Annotated in this window: 17 protein-coding genes; 8 read left to right on the top strand and 9 right to left on the bottom strand. The window is 61.5% G+C overall.

Features of this window, described 5'->3' with window-relative positions; all coding sequences use genetic code 11:
* The coding region (locus tag NQL71_RS10860) for a type I secretion C-terminal target domain-containing protein (protein WP_274642633.1) at positions 1 to 1,432 on the top strand (1,432 nt) is incomplete at its 5' end.
* 91 nt (positions 1,433 to 1,523) lie between these two features.
* Here NQL71_RS10860 and lapD read toward each other — a convergent pair.
* The 4 genes from lapD to NQL71_RS10840 form a co-directional block, all read right to left on the bottom strand.
* Complete coding sequence (gene lapD, locus NQL71_RS10855; RefSeq protein WP_274642632.1) at positions 1,524 to 3,464, bottom strand: cyclic di-GMP receptor LapD; 1,941 nt, start codon at positions 3,462 to 3,464, stop codon at positions 1,524 to 1,526.
* Positions 3,465 to 3,486: 22 nt separating this feature from the next.
* A complete protein-coding gene (gene lapG, locus NQL71_RS10850) occupies positions 3,487 to 4,194 on the bottom strand; it encodes a cysteine protease LapG (RefSeq protein ID WP_077184106.1) in 708 nt (235 codons plus the stop codon).
* A 75-nt stretch (positions 4,195 to 4,269) separates the two neighbouring features.
* Positions 4,270 to 4,665 (bottom strand): YbaN family protein, encoded by a 396-nt coding sequence (locus NQL71_RS10845; protein WP_046816854.1) that lies wholly within the window; start codon positions 4,663 to 4,665, stop codon positions 4,270 to 4,272.
* Positions 4,666 to 4,675: 10 nt separating this feature from the next.
* Positions 4,676 to 5,263, bottom strand: coding sequence for a UPF0149 family protein (locus NQL71_RS10840; RefSeq protein WP_046816855.1), 588 nt, complete (start codon positions 5,261 to 5,263; stop codon positions 4,676 to 4,678).
* 306 nt (positions 5,264 to 5,569) lie between these two features.
* On the opposite strand from NQL71_RS10840, the gene recQ reads away from it, so the two are divergent.
* The 4 genes from recQ (at position 5,570) to NQL71_RS10820 (ending at position 9,915) form a co-directional block, all read left to right on the top strand.
* Positions 5,570 to 7,696: a DNA helicase RecQ gene (recQ, locus tag NQL71_RS10835; protein ID WP_166619987.1), complete on the top strand. Its 2,127-nt coding sequence runs from the start codon at positions 5,570 to 5,572 to the stop codon at positions 7,694 to 7,696.
* Positions 7,697 to 7,816: 120 nt separating this feature from the next.
* Positions 7,817 to 8,251, top strand: a complete 435-nt coding sequence (locus tag NQL71_RS10830) for a MarR family transcriptional regulator (protein WP_046816857.1) — start codon at positions 7,817 to 7,819, stop codon at positions 8,249 to 8,251.
* A 129-nt stretch (positions 8,252 to 8,380) separates the two neighbouring features.
* Entirely contained in the window at positions 8,381 to 9,580 is a 1,200-nt protein-coding gene (locus NQL71_RS10825) for a type IV pilus assembly protein FimV (protein WP_274642631.1), read from the top strand.
* A gap of 47 nt (positions 9,581 to 9,627) precedes the next feature.
* Positions 9,628 to 9,915, top strand: coding sequence for an Rdx family protein (locus NQL71_RS10820; protein WP_046816858.1), 288 nt, complete (start codon positions 9,628 to 9,630; stop codon positions 9,913 to 9,915).
* Here NQL71_RS10820 and NQL71_RS10815 read toward each other — a convergent pair.
* Positions 9,909 to 10,802, bottom strand: coding sequence for a DMT family transporter (locus tag NQL71_RS10815; protein ID WP_274642630.1), 894 nt, complete (start codon positions 10,800 to 10,802; stop codon positions 9,909 to 9,911). The two genes, NQL71_RS10820 and NQL71_RS10815, sit on opposite strands and share 7 nt — an antisense overlap.
* 76 nt (positions 10,803 to 10,878) lie before the next feature.
* Entirely contained in the window at positions 10,879 to 11,637 is a 759-nt protein-coding gene (locus NQL71_RS10810; RefSeq protein WP_274642629.1) for a helix-turn-helix transcriptional regulator, read from the bottom strand.
* Between the two features lie 159 nt (positions 11,638 to 11,796).
* Here NQL71_RS10810 and NQL71_RS10805 point away from each other — a divergent pair, with 159 nt between their 5' ends.
* Entirely contained in the window at positions 11,797 to 12,612 is an 816-nt protein-coding gene (locus NQL71_RS10805) for a UDP-2,3-diacylglucosamine diphosphatase (protein WP_046816861.1), read from the top strand.
* Positions 12,613 to 12,745: 133 nt separating this feature from the next.
* Here the strand turns inward: NQL71_RS10805 and NQL71_RS10800 are convergent, their stop codons facing one another.
* Both NQL71_RS10800 and NQL71_RS10795 read right to left on the bottom strand, forming a co-directional pair.
* Positions 12,746 to 13,336: an HD domain-containing protein gene (locus tag NQL71_RS10800; RefSeq protein ID WP_274642628.1), complete on the bottom strand. Its 591-nt coding sequence runs from the start codon at positions 13,334 to 13,336 to the stop codon at positions 12,746 to 12,748.
* Positions 13,337 to 13,354: 18 nt separating this feature from the next.
* The gene (locus NQL71_RS10795; protein WP_274642627.1) at positions 13,355 to 13,666 is read right to left on the bottom strand and encodes an Mpo1-like protein; all 312 of its coding nucleotides are present in this window, start codon (positions 13,664 to 13,666) and stop codon (positions 13,355 to 13,357) included.
* Positions 13,667 to 13,827: 161 nt separating this feature from the next.
* Here NQL71_RS10795 and NQL71_RS10790 point away from each other — a divergent pair, with 161 nt between their 5' ends.
* On the top strand, positions 13,828 to 14,889 hold the full coding sequence (locus NQL71_RS10790; RefSeq protein WP_201343607.1) for an AraC family transcriptional regulator: 1,062 nt from the start codon (positions 13,828 to 13,830) through the stop codon (positions 14,887 to 14,889).
* On the opposite strand, the gene NQL71_RS10785 is transcribed toward NQL71_RS10790, so the two are convergent.
* Entirely contained in the window at positions 14,846 to 16,300 is a 1,455-nt protein-coding gene (locus tag NQL71_RS10785; protein ID WP_046816865.1) for a TrkH family potassium uptake protein, read from the bottom strand. The genes NQL71_RS10790 and NQL71_RS10785 overlap by 44 nt on opposite strands.
* A gap of 119 nt (positions 16,301 to 16,419) precedes the next feature.
* On the opposite strand from NQL71_RS10785, the gene NQL71_RS10780 reads away from it, so the two are divergent.
* Complete coding sequence (locus tag NQL71_RS10780) at positions 16,420 to 16,986, top strand: NAD(P)H nitroreductase (RefSeq protein WP_274642626.1); 567 nt, start codon at positions 16,420 to 16,422, stop codon at positions 16,984 to 16,986.
* The last annotated feature ends 41 nt before the right edge of the window (positions 16,987 to 17,027 follow it).

The following is a 17,027-nucleotide window of genomic DNA, read 5'->3' as shown; positions in this document are numbered from 1 at the left end:
CTCGGTAGGCGGCCAGGGCGGGAGCGACGTGTTTACCTACACCCTGCGCGATGGCGACGGTGACGAAAGCACCACGACGGTGACCATCGACGTGCACAACAGCTGCATGGTGGCGGGCCGCGACAGCGACGTGACCCTTTACCAAAAAGCACTGAACCAGGATGGCCAGGACCTGATCGGGAAAGGGGCGGACTTTACCGGGACCAAACAGAACTACAGTGTCTCCGGCAGCAATGCCGACATTGCCCGCAGCGCCTTCGTCGCCAACGCGGCGGCCATGACCGCCGTCCTGGTGGTCAGCGGAGCGCTGGGTGCGGCCAACGGCAACCACAACGACAACCTCATCACCATCAATCTCAAGCAAGGGGAAACCCTCAACCTGGATCACAATCTCGCCGCCGGCCATGTCAGCATGGAGTACTCGATCAACGACGGCGCCTACATCGCCGTCGCTGACGGCCAGACCATCAAGGCGACGTCGGATGCGACCTACCACATCCACATCGCCAACATCCCCGACGGTGCGGGCCCAGGCGCAAACAGCGCTGAAAACTACCAGTTGAAGATGACCGTCGATTACTCCGGGGCCCACGATACCGCGTCGGACCACGGCTATACCGCCAGCGACAGCCATGGCGGCGGCGACAGCATGATCATCAGCTACCAGGATGGCCACACCCTTACCGGGACGGCGGGTGATGACACACTGGTCGCCGGCATCGGCAACACCGAGCTGCACGGCGGAGCCGGCAATGACTTGCTCTACAGTGGACCGGGCAACGACCTGCTCGATGGGGGGGTGGGTATCGACACCGCGAGCTACGCCCACGCCACTGCCGGGGTCACGGTCAATCTCGGCGAGACCGGCGCACAGAACACTCTGGGTGCAGGCACCGATACCCTGACCGCCATCGAAAATCTGGTCGGCTCCAACTTCAATGACTCACTCACCGGTGACCACAACAGCAACATCATCACCGGCGGCCTGGGCAACGATGTGCTCAACGGCGCGGGTGGCGACGACTTCCTGATCGGCGGCTTGGGCAACAACACCCTCACCGGCGGCGCTGGCGCCGATACCTTCCAGTGGCTCAACGGCAATAGCGGCCACGACGTCATCACCGACTTCACACCGGGTACCGACAAGCTTGACCTGTCGCAACTGCTGCAAGGAGAAAACAGCAGCGCCGCTTCACTGGATGACTACCTGCACTTCACCGTCAGCGGCAGCGGCGCGTCACTGGTGACCAGCATCGACGTCAGCGCCATGGCTGGCGCCGCGCCGAACCAGACCATCGACCTGGCCGGTGTCAACCTGGCCAGCCACTATGGGGTGATGCCGGGGGCGGGTGGGGTCGTTGGCGGAGCGGATACGGCAACCATCATCAACGGCATGCTCAATGACCATTCGCTGAAGGTGGATACCGTGTGACCTGACGCCCGCAAGAAAAAACCGCTCTCCCTTGGGACAGGGAGGGCGGTTTTTTCCTGCGACAAAGCGTTTGTGTTCGATCGTCAGCAGATCACATCGGCTGCGGCTCACCGATCAAGCGCCCCGTCGCGCCAAACACGCCCAATGCCCTGATTGCTTCCAACTCCCCTTGGGTTTCAACTTTTTCCGCTATCAAGGGCAAGTCGATGCTGTGGGTGGTCCGGCAAACTGCCTCGATAAACAGCCGTTTATCATGCTTGGCATCGATGCCACGGATGTAGGCACCGTCGATTTTAAGGTACGCCAGCCCCAGTTGCGTGAGGTTGCCGATCTGGTTGAAGTGGCCGCCAAAATGCTGCAGCCCGATACGGTACCCCGTGGCGAGCAGGCTGTGGCTCAAGCGTTGCAATTGCTCTGGCGGTGGCAGCTGGCGCTCATCGATTTCCAGGGTCAGCAGGGGGGCCAGTTCCGGCAGGGATTCCAGCATGTCGAGGATCAGTTTCACCTGCGCCTGATCGCGCAAGGTGCTACCGGACAGGCTCAATGCCAGCGGCAACCGGTTGATGACGAGGTATTCGAGGGTGGCATCAAGCATCGCCAGGTCGAATCGCGCCGACCAGCCAAACCGCTCGATCCACGGCAGGAACTGCCCGGCGGCAATCGCTTCGCCCTGTGGATCGAGCAGGCGTGCGAGGACTTTGTGATGCAGTACCTGGCGGGTGTCGGCGCATTGCACCACCGGTTGAAAGTACAACTGCAGCTTGCCTTCGTTCAGGGCATCGTCAAGCCAGCTGTGCCAGTGATGTTGTGCCTGCTTTGGCGCGCTGTCGCTGCGGCCCGATACTGCCCAGGGGCGCTCGGGATGTTGCCGGGCCTCTGCCAGCGCCTGGTCAAGTTGATGCAGGACGTGGCTCGCCGTGTCGCCGGGGTGGAACGAGACGATGCCCAGGTGGGCGACGGGCGTGCAATCACTGGCGCCGGTCAGGCGCAGGTTCTCCAGCGTGGCGCTGATCTCGGCGGCCAGGCGCGTCGCTTCTTCGGTATCGAGGTCCGGTGCCAGCAGGCTGAATTCGCCACCGCGATTGCGCGCTGCCAGCCAGGTGCGACGCTCTGCAACCTGAGTCAGTCGCTTGAGCGTTTCGCCGACCGCGCCAATCAATGCATCGGTGCGTTGCCCGCCCAGGCGCTGATTGAGTCCGGCCAGGTCGTTGAGCTGCAGCATCAGCAGGTGACCGACGCCATTTTGCTCGGCGACCAGCAATTGATCGGCCAGTTGTTCGTCTAGCAATCGCCGGTTGGCCAGCCCTGTCAGGTTGTCCTGATAGGACTCGTTGAGCAGTTTTTCACTGCGCGCAGCCTCTTCGGCGAACAAGGTCTTGAGCTTCTCGACCATCTGGTTCATCGCCAGCACCACGCGTTTCAATTCCGGCGTACGCGGCAGCGTCGGCAAGCTGAGAAACTCGCGTTTGCTGATGGCTTCGGCCTGCCGGACCATGGTGTCGAGTGGACGTAATTGCCGACGCAGCAGCCAGCCGCCGAACACCGCGCTGAGCAGACCGCAGAGCAGCAGCCAGACGAGGCTTCCCAGTGTGCTGTCCCAAAGTTTGGCCAAGGCGAATTGTGGATTGCTCAACACTTCGACCCGCGCCACCTGTTGCCAGCCACGGGTGATCAGCGCATCGCCACCTTCGGGGTGCAGGTTCACCAGGTTGACGAACCAGCCAGGCACGCCGTCGATTTGCTCGGGGATGCTGCGCTGCACCAGCACCTGCCGATTCTCAAGGTGGGTGACGCGGATGTCGCTGAAATAACCACTGTCGAAAATCGAGCTGACCATCAACTCCATCATGGCCGGGTCGTCGATCTGGGTAGTCAAGGTCAGGCCCAGCGCAGTCGCGGCGTCCTGGGCATGGGCGCGCAACTGGCCCAGCGTCTGCTCGCGAGAGCTTTCCAGGCTGGCATAAAAACTGCCGCTGAACGCCACCAGCAAGAACAGGCAGATAGCGAGAAACAACTGGTTGCGCAGTTTCATCGAGCGCTCCTTGGCGTGGCGGCTAACCGTCGCCGACGGCGAATCCTTCGGTTTGCATTTTTTTCAGGACGTCTTGCCAGCGCGACAGTTTTTTCGAGTCGCCGCTGCGCAGGTTGCCAGGCTTGCCGGGCAGGTACAGGCCTTCGGCATTGAAGGCATACACCGGCAGCAGGTCCTTGCGTTGCGAGGCGGGGCGGATGTCGCCGATCAGGTTGTCGAGCACCAGCGGTTCGGCGCCAGGGCTGCTGTAGTAGGTCAGCACCATGTGCGCCTGGTTCTGTTTCAGGGCCTTGACGTAGGTAATGCGCAGCTTGTCGCTGGGAATGCCCAGCTGGCGCAGGCTGAAATATTTCGCCAGGGCATAGTCTTCGCAATCGCCCGCGGCCTTGATCAGCGCCTCGACCGGCGTGGCCCAGTAATCGCTCTGGCGCCAGATACGCGCGTCGTCCTGGAAATCCAGCTGCTGGTTGAAGAAGCGATTGACCGCAGTCAATTGCTCCTGCTCGGGCAGGTTGCGTCCGTTCTGCAGCATTTCGCTCCAGGGCTGGATACGTCCCTGGGTCGGCCCGAGGCTGGCATAGCGTTTTTGCGCGGTGTGCGAAATCTGCGCGAAATCCCAGGCAGGCCAGGCACTGCCAAGCCCGGCCAGGGGAAAACTGGCCAGCAGCAGCCATCCGCCAAACCGAAGTCTTGGTGTTGGCCATCCTGGACTACCCGGACTGCGCGGCATGACTGGCTGCTCGAGTGCAGAGAAGTGAAGTCTAGGTGGTGGTCAGACAAGCGTCGACCTGCAGGCGGGGAAAACTCAGGACTTGTGCAGGGTTTTCTGCTTGAGGATGTACAGGGTCACCAGCACCGCACTGGTCAGCATGAACCCCCGGGCCCAAGGCATCGGCACCAGGTAGCAGGAAAACAGGATGCTGGTCCACATCAGGCCAATGGCGTAGACCTTGCCCTTGAACGGGATACCGTTACCGTCGAGGTAGTCACGAATCCAGGGCCCGAGTCGCGGGTGACTGACCAGCCACTGGTAGAAACGCGGCGAACTGCGGGCAAAGCAGGCAGCCGCCAGCAACAGGAAGGGTGTGGTGGGCAGTACCGGCAGGAAAATCCCGATCACCCCCAGCGCCACGCTCAGCCAGCCGATGGCCAGCAGCACGTAGCGCAACATCAGGGAGCGGTTGCCTATGGGGTTGTCCATAGGCAAATCCTTAGTGATGGCGTGGCTTGAGGATCGCCGGTTTTTCGTCCGGTGCGTTGCACAGCAGGTACAGCGCAGTCAGGGCTTCCGGGATCTGTACGATCATGTCGTCCATCAGGTTGGCGTCGGCGGCAATGTCGGAGAACTCCGGTTGCTCGTCGAACAGGCCCGAGCCGACCATGATCGGCAGGAGCATTTCGCTGACTTCGTCTTCGGCGGTTTCGAACCAGGCTTCTTCACGCAGGAACACGCCTTCCATGAAGCCGATGCACCAGCCGCGCAGTTCGGAATCGTCCGGATCGTCGCCCAGGTCGAGGTCGCACGGCAGTTCGAACTCTTCATCGGAGGCCAACTGGCGCGCGATGTGAGCCTTGAGGCCGATCAGCGTGGCTTCGATTTCTTCGCGTTGGGCTTCGCCGCTGTAGTGCGGCTCTTCGGCGAAGAGGGCATCGATCCATTCACGGTCGGGCACGGTTTCGGAACAGATCGACAGCGCGGTGAGGTAGCCGTGGGCGGCCACGTAGTCCAGCGCCTCGTCATGCAGTTCATCGGCGTCGAGGAAGACTTGCAGGCGGGTTAGTTGCTCAGCGAAGGACATTAAAGGGCTACCTTGGGGAATATTCGATGCGGGAATTCTAGGCCTTCTTGAGCGCTTGGGCCAGCCGCGCGGCATATTTGCCCCCTCACGGCCCGCGCATTGCGTTATGAATCCTGTCCATTGCCTCTTATCAGCGGTGCCCTTTGCCGGACAGGGCTCGGGTATACTCGCGCGTTTTGTGATGCCCTGCTGGTATCACGGCTGAAATGTGAAGCGACATGCAATGCGCACTTACGATTTGTCGGTGCAGAGTTGCGGGTTCTGCACCAGCCTTGCAGGGATGTTTCGGTGATTTTTGGAGTTTTTATGCTCGAACAGGCTCAGCGCGTCCTCAAGGACATCTTCGGCTACGACAGTTTCCGTGGCCGCCAGGGTGCGATCATTGAGCGCGTGGCCAGTGGTGGCGATGCCCTGGTCCTGATGCCTACCGGTGGTGGTAAATCCCTGTGCTTCCAGGTGCCGGCGCTGCTGCGCGATGGCCTGGCGGTGGTGGTATCGCCGCTGATCGCGCTGATGGACGACCAGGTCGCGACCCTGGAAGAACTGGGCGTGGCCGCCGCGGCATTGAACTCCACGCTCAGTGCCGAGCAACAACGAGACCTGGCGGCAAGGATCCGGCGCGGCGAGGTGAAAATGCTCTACCTCGCGCCCGAGCGTCTGGTCCAGCCACGGATGCTGAGCTTCCTGCAAGGGCTGGACATCTCCCTGTTCGCCATCGACGAAGCCCACTGCGTGTCCCAATGGGGCCATGACTTCCGCCCGGAATACCTGCAATTGGGCCAGTTGGCGGAATTGTTCCCCGACGTACCGCGCATTGCCCTGACCGCCACCGCCGACAAGCGTACCCGTGAAGAGATCGTCACTCGCCTGCACCTGCAGAATGCCGAGCGCTTCCTGTCGAGCTTCGACCGGCCGAACATTTTTTATCGCATCGTGCCCAAGGAGCAGCCACGCAAGCAGTTGCTGGCGTTCCTCGCCGAGCGTCGCAGCGATGCCGGTATCGTCTATTGCCTGTCGCGCAAGAAAGTCGAGGAAGTGGCGACCTTCCTCAGCGAGCAAGGCTTCCCGGCGCTGCCGTATCACGCCGGTCTGCCCAACGATATGCGTGCTCACCACCAGAAACGCTTCCTCAACGAGGAAGGCCTGATCATGGTCGCCACCGTGGCCTTTGGCATGGGCATCGACAAGCCCAACGTACGTTTTGTCGCTCACCTCGACCTGCCGAAGTCGCTTGAGGCCTATTACCAGGAAACCGGTCGCGGCGGTCGAGACGGGTTGCCCGCCGATGCCTGGATGGCCTATGGCCTGCAAGACGTGGTGATGCTCAAGCAGATGCTGCAGAACTCCGAAGGCGACGAACGCCACAAGCGTCTGGAGCAACACAAGCTCGATGCCATGCTCTCACTGTGTGAGGAAACCCGCTGCCGTCGCCAGACACTGCTGGCCTACTTTGATGAAGACATGCCCGAGCCCTGCGGTCATTGCGACAATTGTGTCGACGGCGTGCAGACCTGGGATGCCACCGAGCCTGCCCGTCAGGCGCTGTCGGCGATCTACCGGACAGGCCAGCGCTACGGTGTCGGGCACCTGGTGGATGTCTTGCTGGGCAAGGACAACGAAAAGGTGCGCAACTTCGGGCATCAGCATCTTTCGGTGTTTGGTGTCGGCAAGGCGATGGCCGAAGGCGAGTGGCGTTCGTTGTTCCGCCAGTTGGTGGCCCGTGGCCTGGCCGACATCGACCTGGAAGGCTACGGCGGCCTGCGCTTGAGCGACACGTGCCGTCCACTGCTCAAAGGTGAAGTGACCCTCGAACTGCGCCGCGATCTGAAGGCGCAGACGACCGCCAAGAGCAGCAAGAGCCAGGCAAGCCAGCTGGTGCGGGGCGAAGAGCGCGAACAGTGGGAAGCGCTGCGTGCCCTGCGACGCAAGCTGGCCGAAGAACATGGTGTGCCGCCGTACGTCATTTTCCCCGACTCGACCTTGCTGGAAATGCTGCGCAGCCAACCGACCTCGCTGGCGCAAATGGCCCGGGTCAGCGGCGTCGGCGCACGCAAGCTGGAGCGTTATGGCGAGGCTTTCCTCGAAGTCCTCGGTGGCCAGGCCGAAGCACCGAAAGTTGTCGCAGACCTGCGCCACGAGTTGATCACCCTGGCGCGTGCCGGCATGACGCCGTTGCAGATCGCCGGTCAGTTGCAATGCTCGGAAAAGAACGTCTACACCATGCTCGCCGAGGCGATCGGCAAGCAGCAGTTGTCGCTGGAACAGGCGCTGGACCTTCCAGAGGACTTGATGGGCGAAGTCCAGGATGCGTTCCTCGACGGTGAGGGCGAACTGCCGCCCGTGTCGGAAATTTCCGCGCTCTTTGCCGGTCGGGTTCCGGAGGGCGTCTTGTACTGTATTCGGGCCGCCCTGCAGTCGGAATTTGAACTTTGAGTGACCGGCCTCACTGATGTAACGATTCAGTACAGAACAAGCCTTGCCTCCAGCCAAGGCTCATGCTTAGCTGACTAATTATTAGTATTTCTCTTATTTCAGTCTGATCATGAGTGTTTTATGCCGTTGACCGATCAACACCGTTTTGGCATGCAACTGGCCCAGATGTCGCGTGGCTGGCGCGCCGAGCTCGACCGCCGTCTTGCCGGACTCGGCTTGTCCCAGGCCCGCTGGCTGGTGCTGCTGCACCTGGCGCGCTTCGAGCAAGCGCCGACCCAGCGCGAGCTGGCGCAAAGCGTCGGTGTGGAGGGGCCGACCCTGGCTCGGCTGCTCGACAGTCTGGAAAGCCAGGGCCTGGTGCAACGACAAGCCGTGCTGGAAGACCGTCGGGCAAAAAAAATCGTGCTGTGTGCCTCGGCGCTTCCCCTTATCGAACAAATTGAAACCATTGCCACCCAGCTGCGGCATGAACTCTTCGAGGGCGTCGATGAAGCGGATATAAAGGTCTGCATGCGCGTTCACGGGCATATTCTGGGCAACCTCGAAAAATCCTGAGACACATCCCCCCGCCAGGCTTTTGAGGCGGGGCATTGGGCGGACTATAAGAACTAGTCGGCAATATCGTGTTCGTACCGGATGTGCGAACACGTGCAGATTGGTTTTTTGGTTACCTAAGGGATGTTCATGCTCCAGAGTCGGCTATTGGTTGTACGGTATGGCGCCAGGTTGTTGCTGGCGAGTGCCACTGTCACCTACTCGGCGTGGGTGTCGGCGCTGGGCCTGGGTGAAATCACCCTGCACTCGGCATTGAATCAGCCGCTGCGCGCCGACATCGCCCTGGTGGATGCTGCAGGACTTGCAGAGGGCGAGCTGGCGGTCAGCCTGGCGACGGCAGACGAGTTCAGCCGCGCCGGGGTCGAGCGGGTGCTCTTCCTCAACGACCTGACATTCACGCCCATCCTGCGGGGTAACCGCAGTCTGATCCGGGTCAGCTCCAGCAAACCGGTCAAGGAACCCTACCTGGATTTTCTGGTGCAGCTCGACCAGCCCAATGGTCGCTTGTTGCGCGAGTACACCGTACTCATCGATCCTCCGGGCACCGGGGATATTGCCCCCGTCAGTGATGAACCACCGGTGAACCGTCCCTCTTCTGCCTTCCCGAGTGTTGAGCCGGCAGTCGCCGCATTACCTGCCCGCACGGAATCGGCAGCAAAGCCTGTCACCGCCCCCGCAGTGGATCCTTTGGCTGAACAACTGGCCACCAGCGTGCTGCACAACCAACAGCTGCAGGCGACCGTCGATGAACTCAATGCAAAACTCAAGGCGCAGGACGAGCAGATCGCCTTTGAGAAAACGCAGGTGGCCGAACTGCAAGCCCGGTTGGCCGAGGTCAAGCCGGCACCGTCGGATCGGGTAGACGTGGCGCCAGCGCCAGTGGTGGAGCCTGGTCCGAACGGGTTGTTGATCGGTGGGTTGTTGGCGCTGGTGGCGTTGGCGTTATTGCTGGTGTGGGTTCGTCGTCAACCACGGCAGGGCCAGATAGCACTGGAGCCATCGCAACAAGACCCGCTGCCCGGTCCAGCAACGGCGCACGATGGGCAGATACTTCAGGAAGTTCCCATCCGTCATTCGCCATTGGAAACTCTTGCGCCGGTCGCGCTTGCAACATCGGCGATTTTGCCCCTGGTTACGGCCTCGCCGCCATTACCTGCCGATGAGTTCCAGTTGAACCTGGACGACTTGTCGATGGATGCGAACTGGGATTTGGGCCCGATGGATATATCGCCTTCCGCCGAGCCGCCGCCGAGAGCGCCAGCGCTGCCCGAGCCCGAGATTGAATGGGTGATCGAACCCGCTCATGACGAAGGCTCCTACCGGCAATAAAGACCGTTATCATGATGGCGCCCTCTGTCTCAGGAATGTCGCCAATCATGACCGCCAGCAAACCGGAAATCGTCATCACCTATTGCACCCAATGCCAGTGGCTGTTGCGTGCGGCCTGGCTGGCCCAGGAGTTGCTCAGCACCTTTGGCGATGACCTGGGCAAGGTGTCCCTGGTGCCCGGTACGGGCGGGGTCTTTCACATTTTCTGTGACCAGGTGCAGCTCTGGGAGCGCAAGGCTGACGGCGGTTTCCCCGAGGCCAAGGTGCTCAAGCAGCGGGTCCGCGACCAGATCGATCCGGACCGCGACCTGGGGCATAACGATCGCACTCAGTGAGACACCGCCTCGGCGGTAACGGTTTTCTTGCTCGAACCGCTGGAAAGCCTGCTCGACACCACGATCGCGACGATGATCAATGCGCCGCCAAGCAGCATGCGCAGGGTCGGGTTTTCATTGAACAGCAGCCAGGCCATGGTGATCCCGTAGACCGGCTCCAGCGCAAAGACCACGGCGGCGGTCCGCGCCTTGATCACCGCCAGGCTGGCGACAAAGAGGCTGTGGGCGACGCCGGTGCAGAACACTCCGAGCAGGCCGATCCAAAGCCAGTCGATCGCCCGCACTTCGCTCAGGTGCGGGGCTGCTGCCGGTAACAGACACAATCCGACCACCACATTCTGGCACAACGCCGCCTGTACTGGCGGGATACGCGCGGAGCTGGCGCGGTTGGTCAGCGACAACAGTGCGAACAGCAGGCCTGAGGTGATCGCCCAGAGCAATCCGGTTGTAGCGCCACTGCCCAGATCGAAATCAGGTGTGACCAGCACCAGCCCGACACTCACCAGCGCTACCAGGAGGATTTCATTGGCGCGGATCCGCTCGCGGAAAATCAGCCCTTCAAGGATGACGGTAAAAGCCGGGAAGCTGGCAAAGCCCAGGGTTGCGATGGCCACGCCGGCGACCTTCACCGCAATGAAGAAACTCACCCAGTGCCCGGCCAATAGCAGACCGCTGAGCAGCAGACGGCGCACATCCACCGCTTCGAGTCTCCGCCAACGGGTCTGGCTGGCAAAGCGTGCAAAGAACGCAAGCGCCATGACCGCGAACGCCGCCCGGCCGAAAACGATGATTGCCGCAGAGGCGGCGGCGAGTTTGCCGAACACGCCGGTCAGGCCGAACATCAATGCGCCGATATGCAGGGCGCCCAAGGCGGTACGGGGAGTCATGGCAATCCTTGATAAAGGTCGTGAACCCGGTCATTTAACCGCGCCCGCTACCGCGGTGTCTGTCGCCAGACTCGCGTTATTTGTCGCCAGCCTCGCGCCGTAGCCTGCCCGGCGACGCGCCGAACTCGCGGAGCACCGCGGCGGCAAACGCACTCTGGGAGCTGTAACCGACCCGGCAGGCAATCTCGCCAATGGGCAATGCCGAATGGCGCAGCAATCCCACGGCCTTGTGCAGGCGTCGGCTGCGGATGTAGTCCATCGGCGTCTGCCCGCATTCGGCGACGAACCGTGCGTGCAAACGGGCGCTGGAAAGACCGGCCACTCGAGCCAGGTCGGCGACTTGCAGCGGGTAGGCGGCGTATTGGTCGATGTGCGCATTCAGCGCCGCGTAGGGCAGCCGCCGGCCGCCGACTGATTCTGGCCTGGCCTTATTGAGGCTGGCCAGCAGCAGCACCGCGCCTTGTTGCGCAATGACCGGGTCATCGACCGGGCTGTTGGCCAGCCACTCGACCAACTGGCTCTGTCCCGCATCCAGCGACAAGCGGCCGGCGTTGTCGAGCAGGCGTCGACTGGCATCGGCATGATCACCCAGGGACTGGCCAAGCCATTGATCGCCGGGCACGTCCAGGACCAGGCATCGACTGCCATTGGGGCTGCCGCAGGCATGGTGAAAACCGGAGGGAATCACCACGAAGCTTTGCTGAACCACCTGACTGCCACGCCCGTCGACCTCGAAATCCAGCGCACCCGACAGCCCGAACACCAGTTGCGCGTGCTCATGGCTGTGGACGATCAGGTCATGGGTGTACTGGCGCAGGGTAAGGATCGGTCTCATCGCGGCTCTTTTTACCGGCGTTCGTTACAGGGTTGGCGCATCAGGTCGCAGTCTACACCGAGTGCGGCTGCGCGCGCTGTCACAGGACTGACTCGGCGCTGTCATGGGCCATTAACCCGACCGGGTCAAGCTTGCCAAAACTTGTCCTGAGGGTTGCCCATGACCAGCGCCGAGCTCGCCAAACCCAGTCGTAAGCAACGTGTGCGGACCCTGTGGATCTCCGATGTGCACCTGGGTACGCGCGATTGCCAGGCCGAGCACCTGTCGCAGTTTCTCAAGGGCTATCACGCGGACAAGATCTACCTGGTCGGCGATATCATCGACGGCTGGAAACTGCGCGGCGGCATGTACTGGCCCCAGGCGCACACCAATGTGATCCGGCGCCTGCTGACCATGAGCAAGCGCGGCACCGAGGTGATCTACGTCACGGGCAACCACGACGAATTCCTGCGCCGCTATTCGAAACTGATCCTGGGCAATATCCAGTTGGTGGACGAAGCGGTGCACGTGACTGCCGATGGCCGGCACTTGCTGGTGATCCACGGTGACCAGTTCGATGTGATTACTCGCTATCACCGCTGGCTGGCGTTTCTCGGTGACTCGGCCTACGAATTCACCCTGACCCTAAACCGCTGGCTCAATCATTGGCGCGCCCGTTATGGCTACGGCTATTGGTCGCTGTCGGCGTACCTCAAGCACAAGGTAAAGACCGCGGTCAGCTTCATCAGCGATTTTGAAGAGGCCATCGCCCATGAGTGCGTCAAGCGCGAACTCCACGGCGTGGTGTGCGGGCACATCCACCATGCCGAGATTCGCAAGGTGGGTGAGGTGGATTACCTCAATTGTGGCGACTGGGTGGAGTCGTGCACGGCACTGATCGAACATTGGGATGGCACGATCGAGTTGTATCGCCTGGCGGATGCCCAGGCGCGGGAGGCGGTGTTGAAGGCTGCGAAGGTGGCGGAGCTGGCTTGAAAATTCGCTGATCGTACTGGCCTCTTCGCGAGCAGGCTCGCTCCCACGATTGGATCGCATTTTTCCCGCATGAACGCGGTCAACTGTGGGGTGGGCGACTCGCGAAGAGGCCAGTCCAGGCCCCCGAGGACTTTCAGGCCGGTGAATACTCGTCCATCGCCGCCTTGTAGATCGAGTGTTTCGGCTGCGCAAACAAGCGCTCCATCATCGGCTCGAAGAAGCTCAATGGCAGCGTGTCATAAGCTGGATCAAACGCCGCCGCATCGTATTTGGCGCAAAACTCGATGGTCGCCTGGTATTGCGGGTGATCGCTGAATTGCTCGCGCAGATGCCGATCCATCCCCAGGTGGTGAAAGAAGTAGTAGCCCTGGAAAATCCCGTGCTTTTCCACCATCCACAGATTCTCCGCACTGACGAACGGCTTGAGGATCGCTGCGGCGATGTCCGGGTGGTTGTAGGATCCCAGGGTGTCACCGATGTCATGAAGCAGGGCGCAGACCACGTACTCTTCATCACGGCCATCGCGCCAGGCGCGGGTGGCGGTTTGCAGCGAGTGGGTCAGGCGGTCCACGGGGAAACCGCCGAAGTCACCTTCGAGCAGCTTCAGGTGCGCCGCGATCCGTATCGGTAACTGCCGGGCGTAGGCGCTGAAGTCCGCGGCGATGATCGCCCAGTCTTCCTGCGTGCCATCCTTCATGTGGGTGAAACGGGCATTGACATTCATCGACAATCCTCTGCTGATCTAGAACGGCACGCGTCCCAGGATCATGTCGCGGTACATGACGAAATCACCAAGAAGGCTGTAGAAAGGGTGCTGAAAGGTTGCAGGACGATTCTTCTCGAAGAAGAAATGTCCGGCCCAGGCGAAGCTGTAACCGGCCAGCGGCAATACCCACAACAGCATCCAGGCGCCCCGACCAATGGTCAGCGCCACAATGAAAATGACCAGCGTCGTGCCGATGAAGTGCAATCGTCGGCAAGTACTGTTGCTGTGTTCGCTGAGGTAATACGGGTAAAACTCAGCGAAGGTGTTGAAACGCTTGATGTTTTCCACGACCGCAATCTCTGTGGTTATTGTTCTGGCTGCAAGTTGTTCTGCGGGTAGCTTATTTGAGTCTAGAGTGATCATTGGCGGGAGCCAGTGACAATAGGCGCCACTTTAGTATCCTTCGGAAAACCTGCCGCGAAAGACGGCTCACCAAGACAGTAAACGCCATGAGCGAACGAACGACTTCTGCAAGCTGGGCGATGGGGATTGTCAAGGCACTGGAAATGGACGGCCTGGATTGCCGGGTTCTGTTCAATCAGCTGGGGCTCGACTACGCGGCACTGGATGATCCGGATGCGCGCTTCCCGCAAGATTCCATGACACGACTGTGGCAACGGGCGGTTGAACTGTCCGGCAACCCGGCGATTGGCCTGAACATGGGCAAGGTGGTGCGACCGGCCCAGTTCCATGTCACCGGTTACGCCCTGATGTCCAGCCAGACCCTGGCTGAAGGGTTCAAGCGACTGGTGCGTTACCAGCGGATCATTGCCGAAAGCGCCGACCTGAGTTTCCGCCTGCTGGATGAAGGTTATGCGCTGATCCTGACGGTGCATGGCGACCATTTGCCGCCGACCCGGCAAAGCGCCGAGGCCTCGTTGGCCTGCGCCCTGGCACTGTGCGGCTGGCTGACGGGGCGCACGCTGCACCCGCGCAAGGTGCTGGTGCAGGGTGATCAACCGGTCGATCTCGAACCCTACAAACAAGCCTTCCATGCGCCGCTGGTGTTCAACGCGCCCTACGATGCGTTGATATTTGAACGTGCGGACATGGAAGCGCCGCTGCCGACGGCGAACGAGGCCATGGCGCTGTTGCATGACCGATTTGCCGGCGAATACCTGGCGCGGTTTTCCGAGAGTCGGGTCACGCACAAGGCGCGCCAGGTCCTGTGCCGTCTGCTGCCACAGGGCGAACCCAAGCGCGATGCCGTGGCGCAAACGTTGCACTTGTCGCAACGCACCTTGCAACGGCGTCTACAGGAGGAGGGCACGAGTTTTCAGACGTTGCTCGACGACACCCGTCGCGAGCTGGCCGAGCAGTACCTGGCGCAACCGACCATGACCCTGCTGGAAATCGCCTATCTGCTGGGATTCGCTGATCCGAGCAATTTCTTCCGTGCCTTCCGCCGCTGGTTCGACACCACACCCGGCGAATACCGGGCGCGGCTGATGGGAACGCCTGCGCCGGTCAGTGACGCCAGAACGCCGGAATACATAGCACAAACACCGTAATGATCTCCAAACGGCCCAGCAGCATGCCGAACGAGAGAATCCACTTGGCCGCGTCCGGCAGGGAAGCGAAGTTACCTGCCGGGCCGATGGTCTCGCCCAACCCCGGCCCGACGCCGGACACGGTGCTGGCGGCGCCGGTCAACGCGGTCATCCAGTCCACCCCGAGCAGTGACAGCAACAGTGCGATCACGCAGATGGTGATGGCAAAGAAGAACGAAAAGGTCAGGATCGAGCGCACGATCTCTTCATCGAGGCGGTGGCCGTTGTACTTCTGCTTGATCACCGCACGCGGGTGAATCAGCTGGTTAAGGTTGGCCTTGAGCAGGATGTAGGCGACCTGGAAGCGGAAAATCTTGATCCCGCCAGCGGTCGAACCGGAACAGCCACCGACAAAACCCAGGTAGAAGAACAACATCAGCGAGAAATTGCCCCACAGGCTGTAGTCCCCCAGTGCAAAGCCGGTGGTGGTGACCACCGACGTCACGTTCAGCGCCACATGCCGTAGCGCCTCCAGCCAATGCAGCTTGGTGGTCCACCAGTACCAGGTGCCGAGCACCAGCCAGGTTACCAGCAGCATGCCGAGCAAGCCCTGTACCTGTTGATCCTTGATCAGCGCCCGGCGGTTGCCACGCAGGGTCGCCACGTACAGGGTGAACGGCAGGCTGCCGAGAATCATGATGACGATCGCCACCCAATGCACCGCCGGTTGCGTCCACTTGGCCAAGGACTGGTCCGAGGTCGAGAAGCCGCCGGTGGAGATCGCTGACATCGCATGGTTGATTGCATCGAACGGGCTCATTCCGGCCCACCAGAATGCCAGACTGCCAAAAATGGTGATGCCGACGTAGGCCGCCACGATCAAGCGCGCCACCATGTGCGAACGGGGCATGACTTTCTCGGAACGGTCCGACGACTCGGTCTGGAACAGCCGCATGCCACCAATGCGCAGCAGCGGCAGGATCGCGACCGCCATGCCGATGAAGCCAATGCCGCCGATCCAGTGCAGCAGCGAGCGCCACATCAGGATGCCGGGTGACATGTTGTCCAGGTGGTTGAGCACTGTCGAGCCGGTGGCGGTGATGCCGGACATGCTTTCGAAGAATGAATCGGTGTAGCTGATGTGCTGGGTCAGCAGGAACGGCAGGGCGGCGAAGATGCACACCACCAGCCAGCTGCTGACGGTCAGCAGGTACATGTCTCGCGGCCGCAGGTGGACATGCTCGGGGCGCCCGGGAATGACCAGGGCGAGGCCGGCGACAAAGGTGATCATGCTGGCCCAGAGAAACGATGGCAGGTCGCCGGTGCGATCGAAGATCACCAGCGTGCCCATGGGCACGACCATGGCGATGGCCAGCGTTATCAGGAAGATGCCGATGATGAAACCAATGAGACGTAAGGTCGGCAACGCCATGAAATCCGCTCGGCTGAAGTAAGGAGGGCGCCATTCTACCTGCGGGGCAGGGCATGTAAACCGCACTGTCTCAGGAGTTACAGCTAGAATAGCCGCACAATTTTTTCTGGAGGTGGCCGATGCAGGCTCTCGACGTTTTGCTCAACCGTGTTTCCGTCCCGCGCCTGATCGAACCGGCACCCACCCAGGCGCAACGCGAAGTGCTGTTTGCCGCAGCCATGCGCGCCCCGGATCACGGCCATTTGCAGCCTTGGCGTTTCCTGACGGTCGAAGGCGTGGCGCGTGAGCAAATGGGCGAGTTGCTGGCCGAAGCGGCGAAGCTGCAGGACGCTGAAGTCACCGAAGCGGCCATCGACAAGGCGCGTAACGGACCGCTGCGGGCACCGCTGGTGGTCGTGGTGATTGCGCGGGTGCAGGAGCACGTCAAATATCCGAAATCCGAGCAGTTGCTGGCCGCAGGTTGTGCGGCGCACGGGATTTTGCTGGCAGCCTATGCGCAGGGCATCGGCGCGGTCTGGCGCACCGGTGACCTGGCCTACTCGCCGCATGTGGCCAAGGGGTTGGGCCTGGCCGAAGGTGAAGAGGTGATTGCCTTCCTGTACCTGGGTACGCCGCTGAAAGAGCCGCGGGTGGCGGAGAAGGTTGACCTGGCCGAGTTCGTCAGCGCCTGGCCGAGTAGAGCCTGACACCACCGATCAAATGTGGGAGCGAGCAAGCCCGCTCCCAC

The sequence above is a fragment of the Pseudomonas serbica genome (assembly GCF_028823535.1).
GTDB lineage: Bacteria > Pseudomonadota > Gammaproteobacteria > Pseudomonadales > Pseudomonadaceae > Aquipseudomonas > Aquipseudomonas serbica.
This window is presented reverse-complemented; position numbering and strand designations above follow the sequence as displayed.